Annotated in this window: 14 protein-coding genes; 8 read left to right on the top strand and 6 right to left on the bottom strand. The window is 64.3% G+C overall.

Going from position 1 to position 17,347, the window contains the following annotated elements; translation table 11 throughout:
- Positions 1-9 precede the first annotated feature (9 nt).
- Positions 10-696: a GNAT family N-acetyltransferase gene (locus LB552_RS08370; protein WP_224603763.1), complete on the bottom strand. Its 687-nt coding sequence runs from the start codon at positions 694-696 to the stop codon at positions 10-12.
- Between the two features lie 82 nt (positions 697-778).
- Here LB552_RS08370 and LB552_RS08365 point away from each other — a divergent pair, with 82 nt between their 5' ends.
- Positions 779-1,963, top strand: a complete 1,185-nt coding sequence (locus LB552_RS08365) for a pyridoxal phosphate-dependent aminotransferase (protein WP_224524244.1) — start codon at positions 779-781, stop codon at positions 1,961-1,963.
- A gap of 12 nt (positions 1,964-1,975) precedes the next feature.
- Here the strand turns inward: LB552_RS08365 and LB552_RS08360 are convergent, their stop codons facing one another.
- From LB552_RS08360 to LB552_RS08350, 3 genes are all read right to left on the bottom strand, one after another.
- Positions 1,976-2,737 (bottom strand): SDR family oxidoreductase, encoded by a 762-nt coding sequence (locus tag LB552_RS08360; RefSeq protein ID WP_224603760.1) that lies wholly within the window; start codon positions 2,735-2,737, stop codon positions 1,976-1,978.
- Between the two features lie 239 nt (positions 2,738-2,976).
- Complete coding sequence (locus LB552_RS08355) at positions 2,977-3,708, bottom strand: tellurite resistance TerB family protein (protein ID WP_140842112.1); 732 nt, start codon at positions 3,706-3,708, stop codon at positions 2,977-2,979.
- Between the two features lie 122 nt (positions 3,709-3,830).
- Positions 3,831-4,760, bottom strand: a complete 930-nt coding sequence (locus LB552_RS08350) for a rhodanese-related sulfurtransferase (protein WP_224604692.1) — start codon at positions 4,758-4,760, stop codon at positions 3,831-3,833.
- A gap of 158 nt (positions 4,761-4,918) precedes the next feature.
- Between LB552_RS08350 and LB552_RS08345 the strand changes: the two genes are divergently transcribed.
- A complete protein-coding gene (locus tag LB552_RS08345) occupies positions 4,919-5,557 on the top strand; it encodes a 2-dehydro-3-deoxy-phosphogluconate aldolase (protein ID WP_224603757.1) in 639 nt (212 codons plus the stop codon).
- A 72-nt stretch (positions 5,558-5,629) separates the two neighbouring features.
- On the opposite strand, the gene LB552_RS08340 is transcribed toward LB552_RS08345, so the two are convergent.
- Both LB552_RS08340 and LB552_RS08335 read right to left on the bottom strand, forming a co-directional pair.
- Positions 5,630-7,486, bottom strand: a complete 1,857-nt coding sequence (locus LB552_RS08340; RefSeq protein ID WP_224603754.1) for a DUF882 domain-containing protein — start codon at positions 7,484-7,486, stop codon at positions 5,630-5,632.
- Between the two features lie 379 nt (positions 7,487-7,865).
- Complete coding sequence (locus LB552_RS08335) at positions 7,866-9,413, bottom strand: sigma-54-dependent transcriptional regulator (protein ID WP_224603751.1); 1,548 nt, start codon at positions 9,411-9,413, stop codon at positions 7,866-7,868.
- A gap of 156 nt (positions 9,414-9,569) precedes the next feature.
- Between LB552_RS08335 and LB552_RS08330 the strand changes: the two genes are divergently transcribed.
- The 6 genes from LB552_RS08330 (at position 9,570) to LB552_RS08305 (ending at position 17,164) form a co-directional block, all read left to right on the top strand.
- On the top strand, positions 9,570-11,408 hold the full coding sequence (locus LB552_RS08330; protein WP_224603747.1) for a M3 family oligoendopeptidase: 1,839 nt from the start codon (positions 9,570-9,572) through the stop codon (positions 11,406-11,408).
- 353 nt (positions 11,409-11,761) lie between these two features.
- Entirely contained in the window at positions 11,762-12,466 is a 705-nt protein-coding gene (locus tag LB552_RS08325) for a proton-conducting membrane transporter (protein ID WP_224603744.1), read from the top strand.
- Between the two features lie 389 nt (positions 12,467-12,855).
- Positions 12,856-14,001, top strand: a complete 1,146-nt coding sequence (locus LB552_RS08320) for an aminodeoxychorismate synthase component I (protein ID WP_224603741.1) — start codon at positions 12,856-12,858, stop codon at positions 13,999-14,001.
- Positions 13,950-14,612 (top strand): aminotransferase class IV family protein, encoded by a 663-nt coding sequence (locus tag LB552_RS08315; RefSeq protein WP_224603724.1) that lies wholly within the window; start codon positions 13,950-13,952, stop codon positions 14,610-14,612. Before LB552_RS08320 ends, LB552_RS08315 begins: the two co-directional genes overlap by 52 nt.
- Before the next feature lie 39 nt (positions 14,613-14,651).
- The gene (locus LB552_RS08310; RefSeq protein WP_224603721.1) at positions 14,652-15,587 is read left to right on the top strand and encodes a heme-dependent oxidative N-demethylase family protein; all 936 of its coding nucleotides are present in this window, start codon (positions 14,652-14,654) and stop codon (positions 15,585-15,587) included.
- Between the two features lie 131 nt (positions 15,588-15,718).
- A complete protein-coding gene (locus tag LB552_RS08305) occupies positions 15,719-17,164 on the top strand; it encodes a homospermidine synthase (protein WP_224603386.1) in 1,446 nt (481 codons plus the stop codon).
- Positions 17,165-17,347 lie beyond the last annotated feature (183 nt).

Here is a 17,347-nt window from a genome sequence, read left to right as displayed (position 1 = left end):
GAACTCCTGTCACGCGCCGAAATCAGCGCGGAAATCCTCGAGCCGCCGCTTCTGAGCGCCTTCGCGGTCGAAATTCGCCGGATCGAGCCAGCCCTCATAGGCGTTGCGCAAGGCCGGCCACTCCTTGTCAATGATCGAATACCACGCCGTATCGCGGTTTTCACCCTTGACCACAAGGTGTTGCCGGAAGATGCCTTCGAACCTGAAGCCGAAGCGCTCGGCGGCGCGCTTCGAGGGCTCGTTGCGGTTGTTGCACTTCCACTCGTAACGGCGGTAGCCGAGATCGTCGAAGAGATATTTCGCAAACAGGAACTGCGCCTCGGTCGCGGCCGGCTTGCGCGAGATCAGCGGGCCCCAATAGATGTTGCCGATTTCGCCGACGCCGTTGTTGGCGTCGATGCGCATCAGCGTCTGGCGCCCGGCGATCTTGCCGCTCGCCTTGTCGATGACGGTGAAGAACAGCGGGTCCTCGCTCGCTTCGGCCTTGTCCAGCCAAGGCTGGAAGGCCGCGCGGGTTTCCGGCGGATAGTCCGGCAGCCAGGCGAAACGTCCGCCGGCGTCGGGCACCGACGACACTTCGTAAAGACCATCGCCATGCCTTGCCGCGCTCAGCGGCTCGAGCCTGACCGTGCGTCCCTCGATCGGATTTCGTTCCGGCCGCGGGCGCGGCTGCCAATTCTTCAGATCTTCCGACACGACCGCTCCAATCCGTTTGACTTTTGCCTGCGGACGGTCACAAAAACGCTCGCCCACAGAAAGAACCACAGGGACAGGAAAAATGCTCCACACGATCGCGGCCTTCGACCGTCTCGGCGAGGAAAATGCCTTTGCGGTGCTGGCGAGGGCTACCGCGCTTGCCCATCAGGGTCGTGATATCGTCAACCTCGGCATCGGCCAGCCCGACTTCAAGACGCCCCAGCACATCGTCGAGGCGGCGATCAAGGCGCTGCGCGACGGCCACCATGGCTACACGCCGGCAAACGGCCTCTTGGCCACCCGCGAGGCCGTCGTGCGCCGCACGCTGACCACCACCGGCGTCGAGGTGTCGCCCGAGAATGTGATGATCCTGCCCGGCGGCAAGCCGACCATGTTCGCCGCGATCCTGATGTTCGGCGAGGCCGGCACCGAGATCCTCTACCCCGATCCCGGCTTTCCGATCTACCGCTCGATGATCGAGTTCACCGGCGCCACTCCGGTGCCGGTTCCGATCCGCGAGGAAAACGGCTTTGCCTTCTCGGCCGACGAGACGCTGGCGCTGATCACGCCGAAGACGAGGCTGCTGATCCTCAACTCGCCCGCCAATCCGACCGGCGGCGTCACCCCGCGGGCCGAGATCGAGAAGCTGGTCAAGGGCCTGGAGAAACATCCTGAGGTCGCCATCATGTCGGACGAGATCTACGACGTCATGACCTATGACGGCGAGACCCACTGCTCGCTACTCAATTTCCCCGAGATCCGCGACCGGCTGATCGTGCTCAACGGCTGGTCGAAGACTTGGGCGATGACCGGCTGGCGCATGGGCTGGTCGATCTGGCCGAACGGCGACAAGGGCGCGCATCTCTACGACAAGGTTCGCAAGCTGGCGGTGAACTGCTGGTCCTGCGTCAACGCGCCGAGCCAGTTCGCCGGCATCGCCGCGATCGACGGCCCGCAGGACGACGTCGAGAAGATGATGCGCGCCTTCGACAACCGCAGGAAGATCGTGGTCGAAGGGCTGAACGCGCTCCCGGGCATTTCCTGCATCACGCCTAAAGGTGCCTTCTATGCCTTCCCCAATGTCTCGAAGACCGGCTGGAAGGCCAAGAAGCTTGCCTCGGCGCTGTTGGAAGACGCCGGCGTGGCGCTCATCGGCGGCCCCGATTTCGGCGTTCTCGGCGAAGGCTATATCCGGCTTTCCTATGCCAATTCGGAGGAGAACATCCTGCGCGCGCTGGAGCGGATCGAGGCGTTCCTGAACAAGTGATCGATCAGGCGCTCATCCGCGCCCGACGAATGGCATCTTCGTCGCCATCACCGTCATGAACAGCACATTGGCGTCGAGCGGCAGGCTGGCCATATGCAGCACCGCGTCGGCGACGCGCTGCACATCCATCACTGCTTCGGCGGCAATCGAGCCGTTGGCCTGCGGCACGCCCACCGTCATCGGCTGCGCCATCTCCGTCAGCGCATTGCCGATGTCGATCTGGCCGCAGGCGATGTCGAAGGGCCGGCCGTCAAGCGCCAGCGTCTTGGTGAGCCCGGTGATCGCATGCTTGGTCGCCGTGTAGGGCGCGGAGCCCGGGCGTGGCGCATAGGCCGACACCGAGCCGTTGTTGATGATCCGGCCGCCCATCGGCTTTTGCCTTCGCATCGCGCCGAAAGCCGCGCGGGCGCACAGGAACGAGCCGGTGAGGTTGACGCCCACGACATCGTTCCAGACCTCGACCGGGATCTCGTCGATCAGCGTCGACTTGTAGCCCATGCCGGCATTGTTGAAGAGCAGGTCGACGCGGCCGAAGGCCTCGAGCACGGTCTCGAACATGTCGTCGACTTCCTCGGCTTTGCTGATGTCGCAAGCGACGGCCAGTGCCTTGGCCTGCGTCTTGCCCGCATCGGCGATCGCCTCTTCCAGCAGCGTCTTGCGGCGGCCGCAGAACACCGTGTTCCAGCCTGCCTTGAGCAGCGCCGTCGCGACGCTCTTGCCGATGCCGGTGCCGGCGCCGGTAACGATGGCGGTCTTCTCTGCTATGGCTGTCATCGCCGTCCTCCGGTCATGGATGGAAAGACGTGGCATCGCAAATGCATGGGGTCATGGCAAGCCGCTGTTGGCAATAAAGAAAAGGCCAACAAAAAGGGCGGCCATTGGCGACCGCCCCGATCTGAACCGCGCTTGGGAGGAGGAAAAGCCGGTCCGACTGATTAGAATGATGCGCTTGCTGGGTTAACGGAAGATTGACGACCGGCAAGGCGTCCCCGAAGGACGTTTACCACGCCGAATCACCACGGCGAATTGGGCGCCGTTCCCGCCGGCACCTTGGCCGCCGAAACCGTCGCCTCGACATGATCGACCAGGGCGTCCGGCAGGCCGAGTCGGCCAGCGAGCAGGTCGAGATAACCGCGCTCGGTGCGCGTGTCAGGATCGATGGTGAGCCGCGAGGCGGTGTAGAGTTCGAGCTTCTGCGCATCGGTCTTGGCGCCGGCGACCAGCGCGTCGAGATCGAGCGGGCTTTCGAGCTCGGCAAGCAGGAATTTTTCCGCTTCGGCGCCGATGCCCGCGAGCTTGAGCTTGTCGGCGATCTTCTTGCGCTCGTCATCGTCGACATGGCCGTCTGCCTTCGCCGCCGAGATCATCGCCCTGACCAGCGTCAGCGTGAACTCGGCCTCGCCCTGCGGCGCCTGCGAGGGATGGAAGGCGGTGTCGGCCGGCGGCGGCAGCAGCTCCGGCTCGCCGGCGGCCGGCGCCTGCGCCGGCTCCTTGCCGGCCTTGTAGTTCTGATAAGCTTTGTAGGCGAGGCCTCCGATCGCAGCCAGGCCGCCGAGCTTGACGGCCGCGCCCGTCACCTGCCGGCCAGTGCCGGTGCCGAGCAGCACGGCTGCCAGCGCGCCGGCGGCGAGCGGATTGTCCTTTGCCATCTGCACCGCCTGCCCCGCCTTGTCGCGGACAGTCGAGCCGGTCCCGGGGATTTGCGAGCCGAGAAGGTCGTCGAGCAGCTTCTTGGGATCGAGCATCAATGCCTCCAGAATGGGCCCGGCCGAACGCGCCCGGGCAGGGTTTCGGACCGGCAAGAGGTAGGCCCCGTGCATCGACATTACAATGACGGGGCAGCTTTTCGCTCGCAGAACTGGCCGCTCTAATTGCCGATATGGCGCTTGCCGCCGCGCGCTTGCGCCAGCTCGACCTGGCGGTGGCGTTCGGCATAGCGCTCGCGATCCTCGTCGGACCGCGCTTCAAAGCAATGCGGGCATGAGACGCCGATTGCGTATTTCGGCGACAGCCGGTCCTCGACCGTCAGCGGATGCCGGCAAGCCCGGCAGAGCTCCGCCTCCCCCTCGACCAGACCATGCGAGACGGAGACCCGCTCGTCGAACACGAAACATTCGCCTTGCCAGAGGCTCTCTTCGGCCGGCACGTCCTCCAGATATTTCAGGATGCCGCCCTTGAGATGGAAAACGTTTTTGAGGCCGAGCGACTTCACATAGGCCGTCGCCTTCTCGCAGCGAATGCCGCCGGTGCAGAACATCGCCACCTTGCGGCCTTCGAGCTCTCCACGATGCTGCTCGACCCAGGCGGGGAACTCGCGGAAGCTGGTGGTCTTGGAATCGACCGCGCCCCGGAAAGTGCCGAGCGAGACTTCGTAGGCGTTGCGCGTGTCGATGACGAGCGTGTCGGCATCCGATATCAGCGCGTTCCAGTCGGCCGGCGCGACATAGGTGCCGGCGCTCGCCGCCGGATCGATGTCCTCGACGCCCATGGTGACGATCTCGCGCTTCAGCCGCACCTTCATGCGGTGGAACGGCATTTCGGCGGCGGCGCTGTATTTGACTTCGAGACCGGCAAGGCCTTCGATGGCTTGCAGATGGTCGATCAGCGCGGCAATCGCGTCCTCGCTGCCGGCAACGGTGCCGTTGATGCCTTCATGCGCCAGAAGCAGCGTGCCCTTGATGCCGCGGCCGCAGCAGAATGCGGCAAGCGGCGCGCGCAAGGCTTCGTATCCGTCGAGGCGCGCGAATTTGTAGAGCGCGGCGACCCGGACTGGCTGAATCTCCATAGCAGTTGTCATGGTCATGCCACTAGACCGTGGTGAAAGCGGTTTCAAGGCGGAGGAGGCTCAAAGGCCGTCGGCGATCCGCTGCGCGGCATCGCGACACGCGGCCCTTCGTGGACTTGGTACATCCCATCTGCTAATCGGTTTAAAACGATCGAAATGGAGACCAGCAAATGACCAGCAAGACCGAAAAGCTCCTGTCGCTTCTCAACGGTCAACCGGTCATCCCGGTGCTGAAGATCGCCAATGTCGCGGACGCGGTGCCGCTCGCCCGCGCGCTTTCGCGCGGCGGTTTGCGGGCCATCGAGATCACCTTGCGCACCGCCGATGCGCTGGAAGCGATCCGCCGTGTGGCCGCCGAGGTCGAGGAAGCCTTGGTCGGCGCCGGCACCATTCTAGACGCGAAGCAGTTCGACGAAGCAGCCCGCGCCGGTTCGAAATTCATCGTCAGCCCCGGCATCACCAGCCAGCTTCTCGACGCGGCCAAGGACAGCTCCGTGCCGCTGCTGCCCGGCGCCATCACGCCCGGCGAGATCATGGCCGCGCGCGAAGCCGGTTTGCGCTTCCTGAAATTCTTCCCGGCCGAGCAGTCCGGCGGCATCGCTTCGCTGAAGGCTTTCGCCTCGCCGCTCGCCGACGTGAAATTCTGCCCGACCGGCGGCATCACGGCCAAGAATGCCGCCGACTATCTGAGCCTGCCCAACGTCATCTGCGTCGGCGGCTCCTGGGTCGCGCCCGACGATCTCATCAAGGCCGGCAAGTGGGACGAGATCGAAGCACTGGCGCGTGAGGCGAGCAAGCTCAAGAAGTAATCGGTCCGCCGCCATAAAGCAAAAGCCGCGCTGGCGGGCCAACGCGGCTTTTCAGCGGCCACGCTGGCTCGCCTATTTCGTTTGGAAGCGCGCGATTGAGAGGAACTTCACCGCGTTACCGGTGAACCGGCTTGCGTCCGGCACCCCGCCATCCGCCTGGAAGCCGGCCGTATACACTTCGCTCGGCGGCGTATGCACGATGTTGTAGGCATAGCGCGGCGCTGTCGTCGGGTCGGATACCGTGGCAATGTTGACGCCGCTGCCCAGCGCCCAGCGCGCGGCTTGCGGCGGCGTCGCCACCACCATGGCCTTGGGCCCGGGCTTCAGATCGTGGGCAGACGCCCTGGCTTCCTTGGCCGTCGTCTTCACGCCGGCGCCAATTGCCTGCGCCGGATCGGTCCCGGCCGGGAGCGCGGCAATGGCCTGGCGCGGCGAGGCCGCATCGACGCCCGACGGATCGTTGAACGCGGAGCGCGGCTCCGGCTCGGTCAGCGACGCAAGCTGGTATTCGGCGCCGCCGACGCCATCGGCCTCGACGGTGGCATTGGCCTGTTCGAGAACGGCTTTGACCTCGTCCTGCTTGCCGGGCTGCGGCCGTGCGGTCGGCAGCACGGAGAACGCGTCGGTCGCGCTCTTGTCCTGCGAAGCCGTTTCGGCCAGCGCCAGAAGCACGCTCTTGTCCTTCGGCACCAGATCGGCCGGCGTCGCCGAGCGGTCGGGACGCCAGGTCGGCAGCGGGATGTTGTTGACCGCTACCTGGGCCGGATCGGTGCTCGCGGCCTCGGCGGCGCTGGCCGTGGCGAACGGAACCTTGTCCGGCACCGGCGCCTGCGCAGTCGAAACCGCCTGCTCCGTCGTCGCCGAGGCATCCGCCATGGCGAACGGCACGTTCTGCGGCGTCTGCTGGCCGACATCAACCTTCGGACGCGGCGCGAAATCGGGCAGCGGGATTTCCTTGGGCGGCAGGGCGGCGATGATCGTCTCCGGCGTATCCTGCTGTTGCTCGTCGGCGCCGTCATCCGCGATCTGCGGGATGCTGGCGCGCTTGGCATCCTTCGGCGAAACAATCGCGATGCCCGGAAGATTGCTGTCGCGTGCCGTGGCAGCAGTAGCGACCTGAACCTGCTTCACGGCTTTCCGCTGGGGCGCCGGGGCACTTTCGTCGGCGGCGTCGTCGGCTTCGTCGGCACCGCCGCCGAACAAGGCCGCAAGCAGGCCGCCGGAGCGCTTGGTCGAGCCGCCGGCGCTGGCCAGTTCGATGTTCGGAGTGCCGGCCCCCTTGCGGGCCTGATACGCTGCCACTGCTTGCTCATAGCCGGGCAGCGGGCGTCCGTCGCTCGGCACATGCAGCGTCTTGCCGTTGGGGAACAGGCTGACCAGTTCCTGGCGGCTGATGCCCGGCCAATGGCGCACGTTGCCGACATCCATATGCACGAAGGGCGAACCGGAAGTCGGGTAATAGCCGACGCCGCCGCCCTGCATCTTTAGGCCGATGTTGCGCAGTTTCTTCAACGGCACGCCGGGGATGTAGAAATCCATCGCCTTGCCCAGCATGTGCTGGCTCTTCTCGGCGACGCCGCGGCTGCGCGAGCGCAACAGCGCGTTGGTCGACGGCGAGCGATAGCCGCAGACGACCTGGATATAGTCGGTCGCGCCGCTTTCGCGATAGGCTTCCCAGACGAGGTCGAGCAGCCGCGGGTCCATCTTGGTCGGCTCGTTGCGGCGCCAGTCGCGCAGGATGATGTTGATCTTGCGCAGGCCTTCGGGATCGTAGCGCCCATTGCGCTTGTAGACGATCTCGGCCTTCTCGTGGGTGTGCAGGTGATAGAGCTTGAGCGTACGAACCTCGGCCCGGGCGCCCGACGTCGCCGCGGACAGAAAACCGACGGCCAAAATCACGAACGTCAGCCACCTCGGCCAGACGCTCATGTGAAAATGCCGCCCGTTGTTGTGTCGTTCGACTTTGTTCAAATCAAATGGCCTTGCAGGCTGCCGTTTGTCCCCGGATTTGACCAAACGGATGCGTCGTTTTCACATCCGAATATCGATCCTAATGGTTAATCATCGTTTATTGAAGCCGAAATGCGGTAACACCGTGGCGATATCCCGTCAAAAATGATGCACAGCATTTCGTGGTAAACCGCTGGTTTATATCAAGAATCCGGTCTCGCCGAGAACACGATCTGTTACCGTCAGCGTTAATGCGTGATCCTCGGCAACGCCAACCGCTGAAAACCCAGCGTTTTCAGGTCAAAAGCGACAATTTGATTCGGATTTTAGGCAGGCAAGCTGGTTCGAGGCTTGCCCCTCATGAGGCAAGCCGGTCGACGCGACCAGCTTCGGGATCAATGCCATATTCCTTCAACTTGCGGTAGAGTGTCGAGCGGCCGATGCCCAATCGCCGGGCGACTTCGCTCATCTGGCCGTTGTAATGGTCGATCGCAAGCTTGATCATCTCGAGCTCGACGTCGGCCAGCGCCCGCACATTGCCGCGCTCATCGAGCGCGCGAAGCGTTCCGAAACGCGGCTGCGGCCTGGCTGACGCTTCGCCGTCGGACAAGCCGGCTCCCATTGCATCTGCGACAGTCTCATCCCCTTGGCGAGTCGTGTCCGCAACCGTATCGGTGATGGCGGACCCCGGTTCCGCTCCGAGATTCACGGTTCCTTCCACCTGCGCCCGGATCTGCGGGAATTCTTCCTCGGTCAGCACGTCGCCCTCGGCAAGCACCGACGCCCGGAAGACCGCATTCTCCAGCTGGCGGATGTTGCCCGGCCAGTCATAGGCCTGGAGCATCGCAAGCGCCGTGGCCGATATGCCGGCAAGGCGGCGGCGCGGATCTGTCGGAGCGACCTTTTCCATGAAATGCCGGACCAGGTAGGGAATGTCGTCGCGGCGGTCGCGCAGCGGCGGCACGAAGATCGGGTAGACGTTCAGCCGGTAGAACAGGTCCTCGCGGAACTTGCCGTCCTTGACCTGCTGTAGAAGGTTGCGGTGCGTGGCCGAGATCAGCCTTATATCGACCTTGACGGTCGAGCGGCCGCCGACAGGATCGACCTCGCCTTCCTGCACGGCACGCAAAAGCTTGACCTGGACGTCGAGCGGCAGGTCGCCGATCTCGTCGAGGAACAGCGTGCCGGAATTCGCCTCGACGAATTTGCCGATGTGCTTATCGGTGGCGCCGGTGAAGGAGCCCTTCTCATGGCCGAACAGGATCGATTCGACCAGATTGTCGGGGATAGCGCCGCAATTGACGGTGACGAAGGGCTTTGAGCGGCGGTCGCCGCTGCCCTGGATGGCGCGCGCCACCAGTTCCTTGCCGACGCCGGATTCGCCCTCGATCAGGATCGGGATGTTGGAGGCCGCCGCCTTCTGCCCGAGGCGTATCACGCGGTCCATTGCCGGGCTGCGCGTGATCATATCCTTGAAGGTGAGGTGGCCGCCGCCGCGCCGCCGCGAAGCGCGCTTCATCTCGTCCTCGACGGCTTCCACCTTGAGCGCGTTGGAGATCGCGGTCTGCAGCCTGTCAGGCGACGCCGGCTTGACGACGAAGTCGAAGGCGCCGTGCCGCATCGCCGAGACGACGGTTTCGATGCCGCCTTGGGCGGTCTGCACGATGACGGGAATGTTGATGGCGCGCTCGCGCATCGCCTTCAGCACGCCGATGCCGTCGAGACCGGGCATGACGAGATCGAGAATGACGACGGAGACCTCGCGCGCGTTCGGCCCGTCGAGCACGTCGAGGCCGGCGGCGCCGCTATCCGTGACGATCGCGGTGTGGCCGAACTTGGTCAACGCGGCCTCAACCAGCCTGCGCTGCACCGGATCGTCATCGACTATGAGTATGGAACCTGTCATGACTGTTTGAGTTGTCCGCCCGAGAAAATCCCATGGATCATCTTGGCACAGGGTTCTAAATAAGGTTTCAAAAAACCCGGTGAACGAATTCCTTAGGATTTGACCGGCTTCTCCTTTCCCTTTGATTCTGGCCTTGGTTCAAAGAAGGTATTGTCGATGCGCATGATGTTTGGCCGGCGGCTTGCGGCCCCAGCGTCCGGCCAGGGCGCGGCGGAGCTTGGCGACCTGCCGGAGTGGAATCTCGCCGATCTCTATTCGGGCATGGAAGCGCCCGAGTTGAAGCGCGACATCGCCAAGGCGGCCAGCGACGCCATTGCCTTCGAAGCCCGCTGGAAGGGCACTTTGGCCACCGAGGCCGGGCGCGGCGGCGCCGGCCGGCTTGGCGAGGCGCTGAAAACCTATGAGGCGCTCGAGGAACTGATCGGCCGCATCGTCTCCTATGCCGGGCTCGTTTATGCCGGCAACACCGCCGATCCGCAGCGCGCCAAGCTCTATGGCGACGTCCAGGAAAAGATGACGGACGCCAGCGCCCATCTCTTGTTCTTCGCGCTCGAGCTGAACCTGATCGACGATGCGGCGATCGAGAACGCCTTGGCCGCCGACAAGGACTTCGGCCACTACCGGCCTTGGGTGCTCGACCTCAGGAAGGACAAGCCCTACCAGCTCGAGGATCGCATCGAGCAGTTGTTCCACGAAAAGTCGGTCACTGGGCGGGGCGCCTGGAACCGCCTGTTCGACGAGACGATGACCGACCTGCGCTTCGACGTCGACGGCGAGGAGCTGACGCTTGAGCCGGCGCTGAACCGACTGCAGGATGCCAATGGCGAGGTGCGGCACCGTGCTTCCGAAGCGCTCGCGGCGACCTTCCGCAAGAACCTGCGCACCTTCACCCTCATCACCAATACCTTAGCCAAGGATAAGGAAATCTCCGATCGCTGGCGCGGATTCCAGGATATTGCCGACTCGCGCCACCTCGCCAACCGCGTCGAGCGCGACGTCGTCGACGCGCTGGCCGCGGCCGTGCGCGAGGCCTATCCGCGGCTGTCGCATCGCTATTACGCGATGAAGGCGCGCTGGCTCGGCATGGAGGTGATGAACCATTGGGACCGTAACGCGCCGTTGCCGGAGACGCCGCAGGCGGTGATCCGCTGGGACGACGCCAGGGACACGGTGCTGTCCGCCTACCAGCGCTTTTCGCCCGACATGGCCGAGATCGCCCGCGGCTTTTTCGACCGCAGATGGATCGACGCGCCGGTGCGGCCGGGCAAGTCGCCCGGCGCCTTCGCCCATCCGACGGTGCCGTCGGCGCATCCTTATGTGCTGCTGAATTATATGGGCAAGCCGCGCGATGTGATGACGCTGGCGCATGAGCTCGGCCATGGCGTGCACCAGGTGCTGGCCGCCGGCCAGGGCGCGCTGATGGCCTCGACGCCGCTGACGCTGGCCGAGACCGCCTCCGTCTTCGGCGAGATGCTGACCTTCCGTTCGCTGCTCGAGCAGACCGCTGACCGCCGCGAGCGCAAGGCCATGCTCGCCCAGAAGGTCGAGGACATGATCAACACCGTCGTGCGCCAGATCGCCTTCTACGAGTTCGAGCGCAAGGTGCATGCCGAGCGCAAGAACGGCGAGCTGACCTCGGACAGGCTCGGCGAATTCTGGCTGGAGGTGCAGGCCGAGAGCCTGGGGCCCGCGATCAAGCTGCGCGAGGGCTACGAGGTCTTCTGGACCTACATCCCGCACTTCATCCACTCGCCTTTCTACGTCTATGCCTATGCCTTCGGCGATTGCTTGGTGAATTCGCTCTACGCCGTCTACCAGAATGCCGAGCGCGGATTTCAGGAGAAGTATTTCGAGATGCTGCGCGCCGGCGGCACGAAGCATCATTCGGAGCTTCTGGCGCCCTTCGGCCTCGACGCCACCGATCCCGCTTTCTGGCAGATCGGCCTTGGCGTGATCGGTTCGCTGATCGACGAGTTGGAAGCGCTCGAGAGGTGAACAGCAACGAAGGGCGCATCGGCAGCTATAGTTTAGCCAAGACGCATATTAGCAAGATCTATTCTTGCCCTAAATAGCTGTTCTTGAATAACTCTCCGGCGCATTTTTCAACTGGCTTTCGACAAGCCATATGATAGCGTCCGGCCTCAAGCTCAGCCGGATGCATCGCGCAGGCCAGAGATGGCTGGTCGCGCCGCTACGGCGAATGCGATGACGGCCGTCGGCTTCGGACAAGGCCAAACGCCGATGGCTCGATTGAAGCCGGCGATTGCGCCGATCACGGAACCTTTGACGATCCCTGGCGTGAGCTCGCCTTTCCGGGCCTCGGCCGACAGATCGGACTGGAGAGGGAAATGAGCACTTTTTTCTACATGCTCCTGGCGTTCGTTGTGGGTATCCTGGTCGGCTGGTTCATCTGGGGCCGTCTGCGCGGCGAGCTCGACAGTCTGCGTGGCGATCTCGACCGCACGCGAAGCGAGCGCGACAGGCTGCGCGCCGATAGCGATCGGTTGAAGGGCGAGCTCGATGCCAGCGGCCGTGCCCGCGCCGATCTCGAAAGCCGGCTGCGCGATGCGCCTGCCGCCAAGGCCGGCGCCGACAAGGCCGCCACGCCGGCGCCGTCGGCGCTGATGTCGACGACATCGGCGGCGGCAAAGGCCGGGCCCGCAAAGCCCGCCGCTGCAAAGAAGTCGGCCGCAACGAAGACTGCAGCGGCACCGAAGCCGGCGGCCAAGGCGGCCGCGCCAAAGAAGGCGGCAGCGCCCGCGGCAAAGAAGGCGGCAGCGCCGCAGGCCGCGTCCGGCAAGGCCGACAATCTGCGCCGCCTCATCGGCATCGGGCCGGTCAATGAAAGGCTGCTCAAAGGCCAGGGCGTCACCACCTACGCGCAGATCGCCGCCTGGACGGCCGCCGACGTCAAACGCATCGAGGAGGTGCTCAATTTCGACGGCCGCATCGCGCGTGAAAAGTGGATCGAGCAGGCGAAATTGCTGGCCGCCGGCGACGAAGCGGAGTTTGCCAGGCAGTTCCCAACAGCTGGAACCGCAAATAACACCTGAACATCTAGCCGGCGTCGCAAACGCCGTCCATTGGCCAGAGACACCCGCCACTTCGTCATCCTATGGCGTAGCGAGGAGCGAAGCGACGCAGCGCAGACCATAGGATCCATTCCGTGAAGTCGAGGCGTTGCCACGCTGCAGAATTCTGCTCCGCAGCACCCTACGATTAAGATCACGGAATGGATCCTCGGGTCTACGCGTCCGCTTTCGCGTCCGCTCCGCCCGTGGATGACGAAGTTCGGGCGTTTCCGCCATCCCTGCAGGATCAGCTACCGAAGCTTCCGCGCCAACGGGACGCCTTTGCGCCGTTCGACGCCGTTCCCTCGATTGCGCCACGCCGAACCCCCATATAGAGCGGTCGACGGCGCTTTTGTCCGCATCCGAGGCTCATGTCCCTGCCCGCAGCCATTTTCCGCAACGACGCGACCGCTCGTCAGCTGGTCTTCGATCGGCCGGATGAGATCATCGTCGCGCACGGGGCTGAAGAGTTCGGGCCTGCGCTTGAAAGAGCCCAGGCCGCCTCCGACTCCGGCAAATGGCTGGCGGGCTATTTCTCCTACGAAGCAGGTTACCTGCTCGAGCCGAAACTGGTGCCGCTGCTGCCCGATGGCCGCCGCGCGCCGTTGGTTTGCCTCGGCGTATTCGATGCGCCGGACGAGGAGGAGGTCCCGCAGTCACGGGCGTCAGCCAGCAATGGTCCAATCTTCGATGCCCGCGCAGCCTGGTCGGCCGAGGACTATGCCGGCCGTTTCGCGCGCCTTCACAACCACATTCGCAAGGGCGATTGCTATCAGGGCAACCTCACCTTCCCGGTCCGTGCGCAGTGGTCCGGAGATCCGCTTGCGGCCTTCGACGCGCTCACCGAACGCCAGCCGGTGAAATACGGTGCGCTGGTCTCGCTCGGCGATCCGATCGTCCTGTCGCGCTCGCCCGAACTGTTCTTCGAGATCGATGCCGACGGCATGATCGAAACCCATCCGATGAAAGGCACCGCGCCGCGCGGCGCGACCAAGGCCGAAGACGCCCGGCTGAAGGCCTTCCTGCGCAACGACGAGAAGAACCAGGCCGAGAACCGGATGATCGTCGACCTCCTGCGCAACGACATCTCGCTGATCAGCGAAGTCGGCACGCTGGACGTGCCGGAGCTGTTCCGCATCGAGACCTATCCGACGGTGCACCAGATGGTTAGCCGCGTGCGGGCGCGGCTTTTGCCTGGTATCGGCATCCGCCAGGTCTTCGCCGCGCTCTTCCCCTGCGGCTCGATCACCGGCGCGCCGAAAATCCGCGCCATGGAAATCCTGCACGAGCTGGAAGACGCGCCGCGAGACGTCTATTGCGGCGCCATCGGCTGGATCGCGCCAGGCGGCAGGATGCGTTTTTCGGTGGCGATCCGCACCATCTCGCTCTTTGCCGACGGCGAGGCCGTCTACAATGTCGGCGGCGGCGTCGTCTTCGATTCCACCGCCGAGGAGGAGTATCGGGAGTGCCTGTTGAAAGCGCGCTTCGCGACGGGAACGGTGCCGGCTTTGAGCTGATCGAGACCATGCGCTGGGAGCCTGGCTCGGGCTTCCTGCGCTTCGAGCGCCACCTTGCGAGACTTTATGCGTCCGCCGCCGAACTCGGCTTCGACTGCGATCCTGAACGGATCGGCGAAGTGCTTTCGAACACCGTTAGCGGACACGGAGTTGCCTTGCGCGTGCGCCTTGCCTTGCGGCGCAATGGCGAAGCGACGGCCGTGGCTCAAGCCTACGAAGCGCTGCCGGCGGACAAGGTCTGGCGGCTGCAGCTGGCGCGAATACGGCTCGATTCGGCCAACAAGCTGTTGCGCCACAAGACAAGCCTGCGCCAGGTCTACACGCAGGCGCGCGCCGAATATCTCGCCACCCGCGCCGACGAAGTGCTTTTGGCCAACGAGCGCGGCGAGCTCTGCGAGGGCACGATCACCAATCTCTTCGCCGACTTCGGCGACGGCCCGCTTGCCACGCCTCGGCTCGACTGCGGCCTTTTGCCTGGAATATTGCGCGGCGCGCTTCTGGACGAAGGCCGCGCCGTGGAAGCGATCTACAGCTTCGACGATCTGCAGGCGGCGAAGGCGATCTTCGTCGGCAACTCGCTGCGCGGGCTGATCCCGGCGCGGCTTGGCTGACGGCGCCGGAGACATAAACTGGATAGCACCCAAACAGGCATGATCATCCGCCAGCCGACCCACACGCCCTATGACGGGTCCTCGAAACTCTTCACCATCGGGCTGAAACCGCTCGACTTCGACCGCTGGATCGAGGTCGATGAATTGCTGCTGCCGCATCTGGCCGAGAAGCAACGGCTCTATGCGGAAATCCCGGAAAAGGTCTTTGTCGAGGAAGACGGCACAAGCGAGGCTCAGCGCGAAGTGCTGGACCTGCTCGTCGCGCATCTCGAAGCCGCGCATCCCGGCACGCATCGTCGCAACGGAGAGGATGTCGAGCCGGTCGGTTTCGAGACGGCAAGCGACAGGCTGCCTCCTGCCCTGCGCGAGGCGCCGCTGGCCAAGGCTTCGCTGCTCGTCCAGGAAGATCTGATCCTGATGCGCCGCGGCGAGCACGGCTGGCGGCTCGCCGCCGGCTCGCTCTGCTTCCCTTCGTCTTGGTCGCTGCAGGAAAAATTCGGCAAGCCATTGCAGGAGATTCACAAACCGGTGCCTGGATTCGGACCCGGCACGCGGCCGGCCGAGCTCATCAACCGCATGTTCGACGGCCTGCAGGGCCAGGCGGTCGAGCGCTTCAACTGGTCGATCCAGGCCGGCGATGCGCTCTATCATCCGCTCTCCAATATCGAGCGCACCGACCGCGCCACGAACCGCCCGAGCCGCTTCTCCGACGGCAACGTCAAAGCCCATGCCTTCATCCGCGTCGAACGCCAGACGCTGCGCAAGCTTCCCCGGTCGCGCGACATCCTCTTCACCATCCGCATCCATCTCGATCCGCTCAAGCTGCTCATTCGCCATCCTGACCGGGCAGCCCTGGCCGTCTCCTTCGCGGAGCAGCTCCTGGCTCTCGACCAGCAACAACTCGACTACAAGGGCCTGACCGCGGACCGCGACCGGCTGGTCGAATTCCTCAGCGGCATGGCCTGCACGCCTTAACCAAGGTGCCAGCCGGGCCTGGCCGGCGGTTGGTGCTTTTCGCTGGTTTATGACAATGATCTGTGGTTGTAGCGCTTGGCCGTCGGGCAAAAGGCCCGGCTTTGCGCGTGTTTGAAGGAGTGTGCGAAAAAATGGCGAACGAAAACTGGCCCGTTTACGGTGAAATCACCGGCCCTGTCGTGATGATCGGCTTCGGCTCGATCGGGCGGGGAACGCTGCCGCTGATCGAGCGCCATTTCAAGTTCGACAAGTCGCGCATGACGGTCATCGACCCGCGCGACACCGACCGCAAGCTGCTCGACGAGCGCGGCATCGCCTTCATGCAGGACGCGGTGACCGAGAAGAATTACAAGAAGCTGCTCACGCCGCTTCTGACCAATGGCGGCGGCCAGGGCTTTTGCGTCAACCTGTCGGTCGACACCGGCTCGGTGGACCTGATGAAATTGTGCCGCAAGCTCGGCGTGCTCTACATCGACACCGTCGTCGAACCTTGGCTCGGCTTCTATTTCGACGCCGAGGCCGACAATGCCAGCCGCAGCAACTATGCGCTGCGCGAGGCGATGATCAAGGAAAAGCAAGACAAGCCGGGCGGCCCGACGGCGGTCTCCACGTGCGGCGCCAATCCCGGCATGGTCTCGTGGTTCGTCAAGAAGGCGCTGGTCAACCTCGCCACCGATCTTGGTCTCGAGTTTTCGGAGCCCGCGCAGGAAGACCGCGAGGCCTGGGCCAGGCTTATGAAGAAGGCCGGCGTCAAGGGCATCCATATCGCCGAGCGCGACACCCAGCGCACGAAGAAGCCGAAGCCGATGAACGTGTTCTGGAACACCTGGTCGGTCGAAGGTTTTATCTCGGAGGGCCTGCAACCGGCCGAGCTCGGCTGGGGCACGCATGAAAACTGGATGCCGAAGAACGGCAAGAAGCACAAGCACGGCTCCAAGGCGGCAATCTATCTGGAACAGCCCGGCGCCAACACGCGCGTGCGCAGTTGGTGCCCGACGCCCGGCCCGCAATACGGCCTGTTGGTGACGCACAACGAGTCGATCTCGATCGCCGACTTCTTCACCGTGCGCTCGAAGAAGGGCAAGGTCCAATATCGCCCGACCTGCCACTACGCCTACCATCCCTGCAACGACGCTATGCTGTCGCTGGACGAGATGTTCGGCGCCGCCGGCAAGCCGCAGCCCGTCCACCACGTGCTCGACGAGAATGAATTGGTCGACGGCGTCGACGAGCTCGGCGTGCTGCTCTACGGCCACGACAAGAACGCCTACTGGTACGGCTCGCAGCTGTCGCTGGCCGAGGCGCGTAAGCTCGCCCCCTACCAGAACGCAACCGGCCTGCAGGTGACCTCGGCTGTGCTCGCCGGCATGGTCTGGGCGCTGGAGAACCCGACCGCCGGCATCGTCGAGGCCGACGAGATGGACTACCGGCGCTGCCTCGAAGTGCAACTTCCCTATCTCGGGCCGGTCAGGGGCTACTACACCGACTGGACGCCGCTGGATAACCGGCCGGGTCTCTTCCCCGAGGACCTGGACAAGGACGACCCGTGGCAGTTCCGCAACATTCTGGTCCGATAGCAGCCGGACCTACCGGAGCAATTCGAGGAAAAGTGTGAAACGGTTTTCCGTCCGGATTTGTGTGAAAACAAGGGGATAGAGCGGCTCGCCGTTTCCGCGAAACGGTGGAGACGCTCTCCCTCTGCGCCTTGCAATCGCCCGGAAATCGGGCGATTGAGTATCGGCGGACTGAGGAGAGGATTT

The organism is Mesorhizobium sp. CA7 (genome assembly GCF_020165015.1).
Lineage (GTDB): Bacteria > Pseudomonadota > Alphaproteobacteria > Rhizobiales > Rhizobiaceae > Mesorhizobium.
This window is presented reverse-complemented; position numbering and strand designations above follow the sequence as displayed.

Coding starts and splice junctions, on each gene's coding strand:
- LB552_RS08350 (WP_224604692.1), bottom strand. CDS start 4,760: ATGACAACTGCTATGGAGATTCAGCCAGTCCGGGTCGCCGCGCTCTAC.
- LB552_RS08360 (WP_224603760.1), bottom strand. CDS start 2,737: ATGACAGCCATAGCAGAGAAGACCGCCATCGTTACCGGCGCCGGCACC.
- LB552_RS08335 (WP_224603751.1), bottom strand. CDS start 9,413: ATGACAGGTTCCATACTCATAGTCGATGACGATCCGGTGCAGCGCAGG.
- LB552_RS08355 (WP_140842112.1), bottom strand. CDS start 3,708: ATGCTCGATCCCAAGAAGCTGCTCGACGACCTTCTCGGCTCGCAAATC.
- LB552_RS08340 (WP_224603754.1), bottom strand. CDS start 7,486: ATGAGCGTCTGGCCGAGGTGGCTGACGTTCGTGATTTTGGCCGTCGGT.
- LB552_RS08330 (WP_224603747.1), top strand. CDS start 9,570: ATGCGCATGATGTTTGGCCGGCGGCTTGCGGCCCCAGCGTCCGGCCAG.
- LB552_RS08365 (WP_224524244.1), top strand. CDS start 779: ATGCTCCACACGATCGCGGCCTTCGACCGTCTCGGCGAGGAAAATGCC.
- LB552_RS08325 (WP_224603744.1), top strand. CDS start 11,762: ATGAGCACTTTTTTCTACATGCTCCTGGCGTTCGTTGTGGGTATCCTG.
- LB552_RS08345 (WP_224603757.1), top strand. CDS start 4,919: ATGACCAGCAAGACCGAAAAGCTCCTGTCGCTTCTCAACGGTCAACCG.
- LB552_RS08305 (WP_224603386.1), top strand. CDS start 15,719: ATGGCGAACGAAAACTGGCCCGTTTACGGTGAAATCACCGGCCCTGTC.
- LB552_RS08320 (WP_224603741.1), top strand. CDS start 12,856: ATGTCCCTGCCCGCAGCCATTTTCCGCAACGACGCGACCGCTCGTCAG.
- LB552_RS08310 (WP_224603721.1), top strand. CDS start 14,652: ATGATCATCCGCCAGCCGACCCACACGCCCTATGACGGGTCCTCGAAA.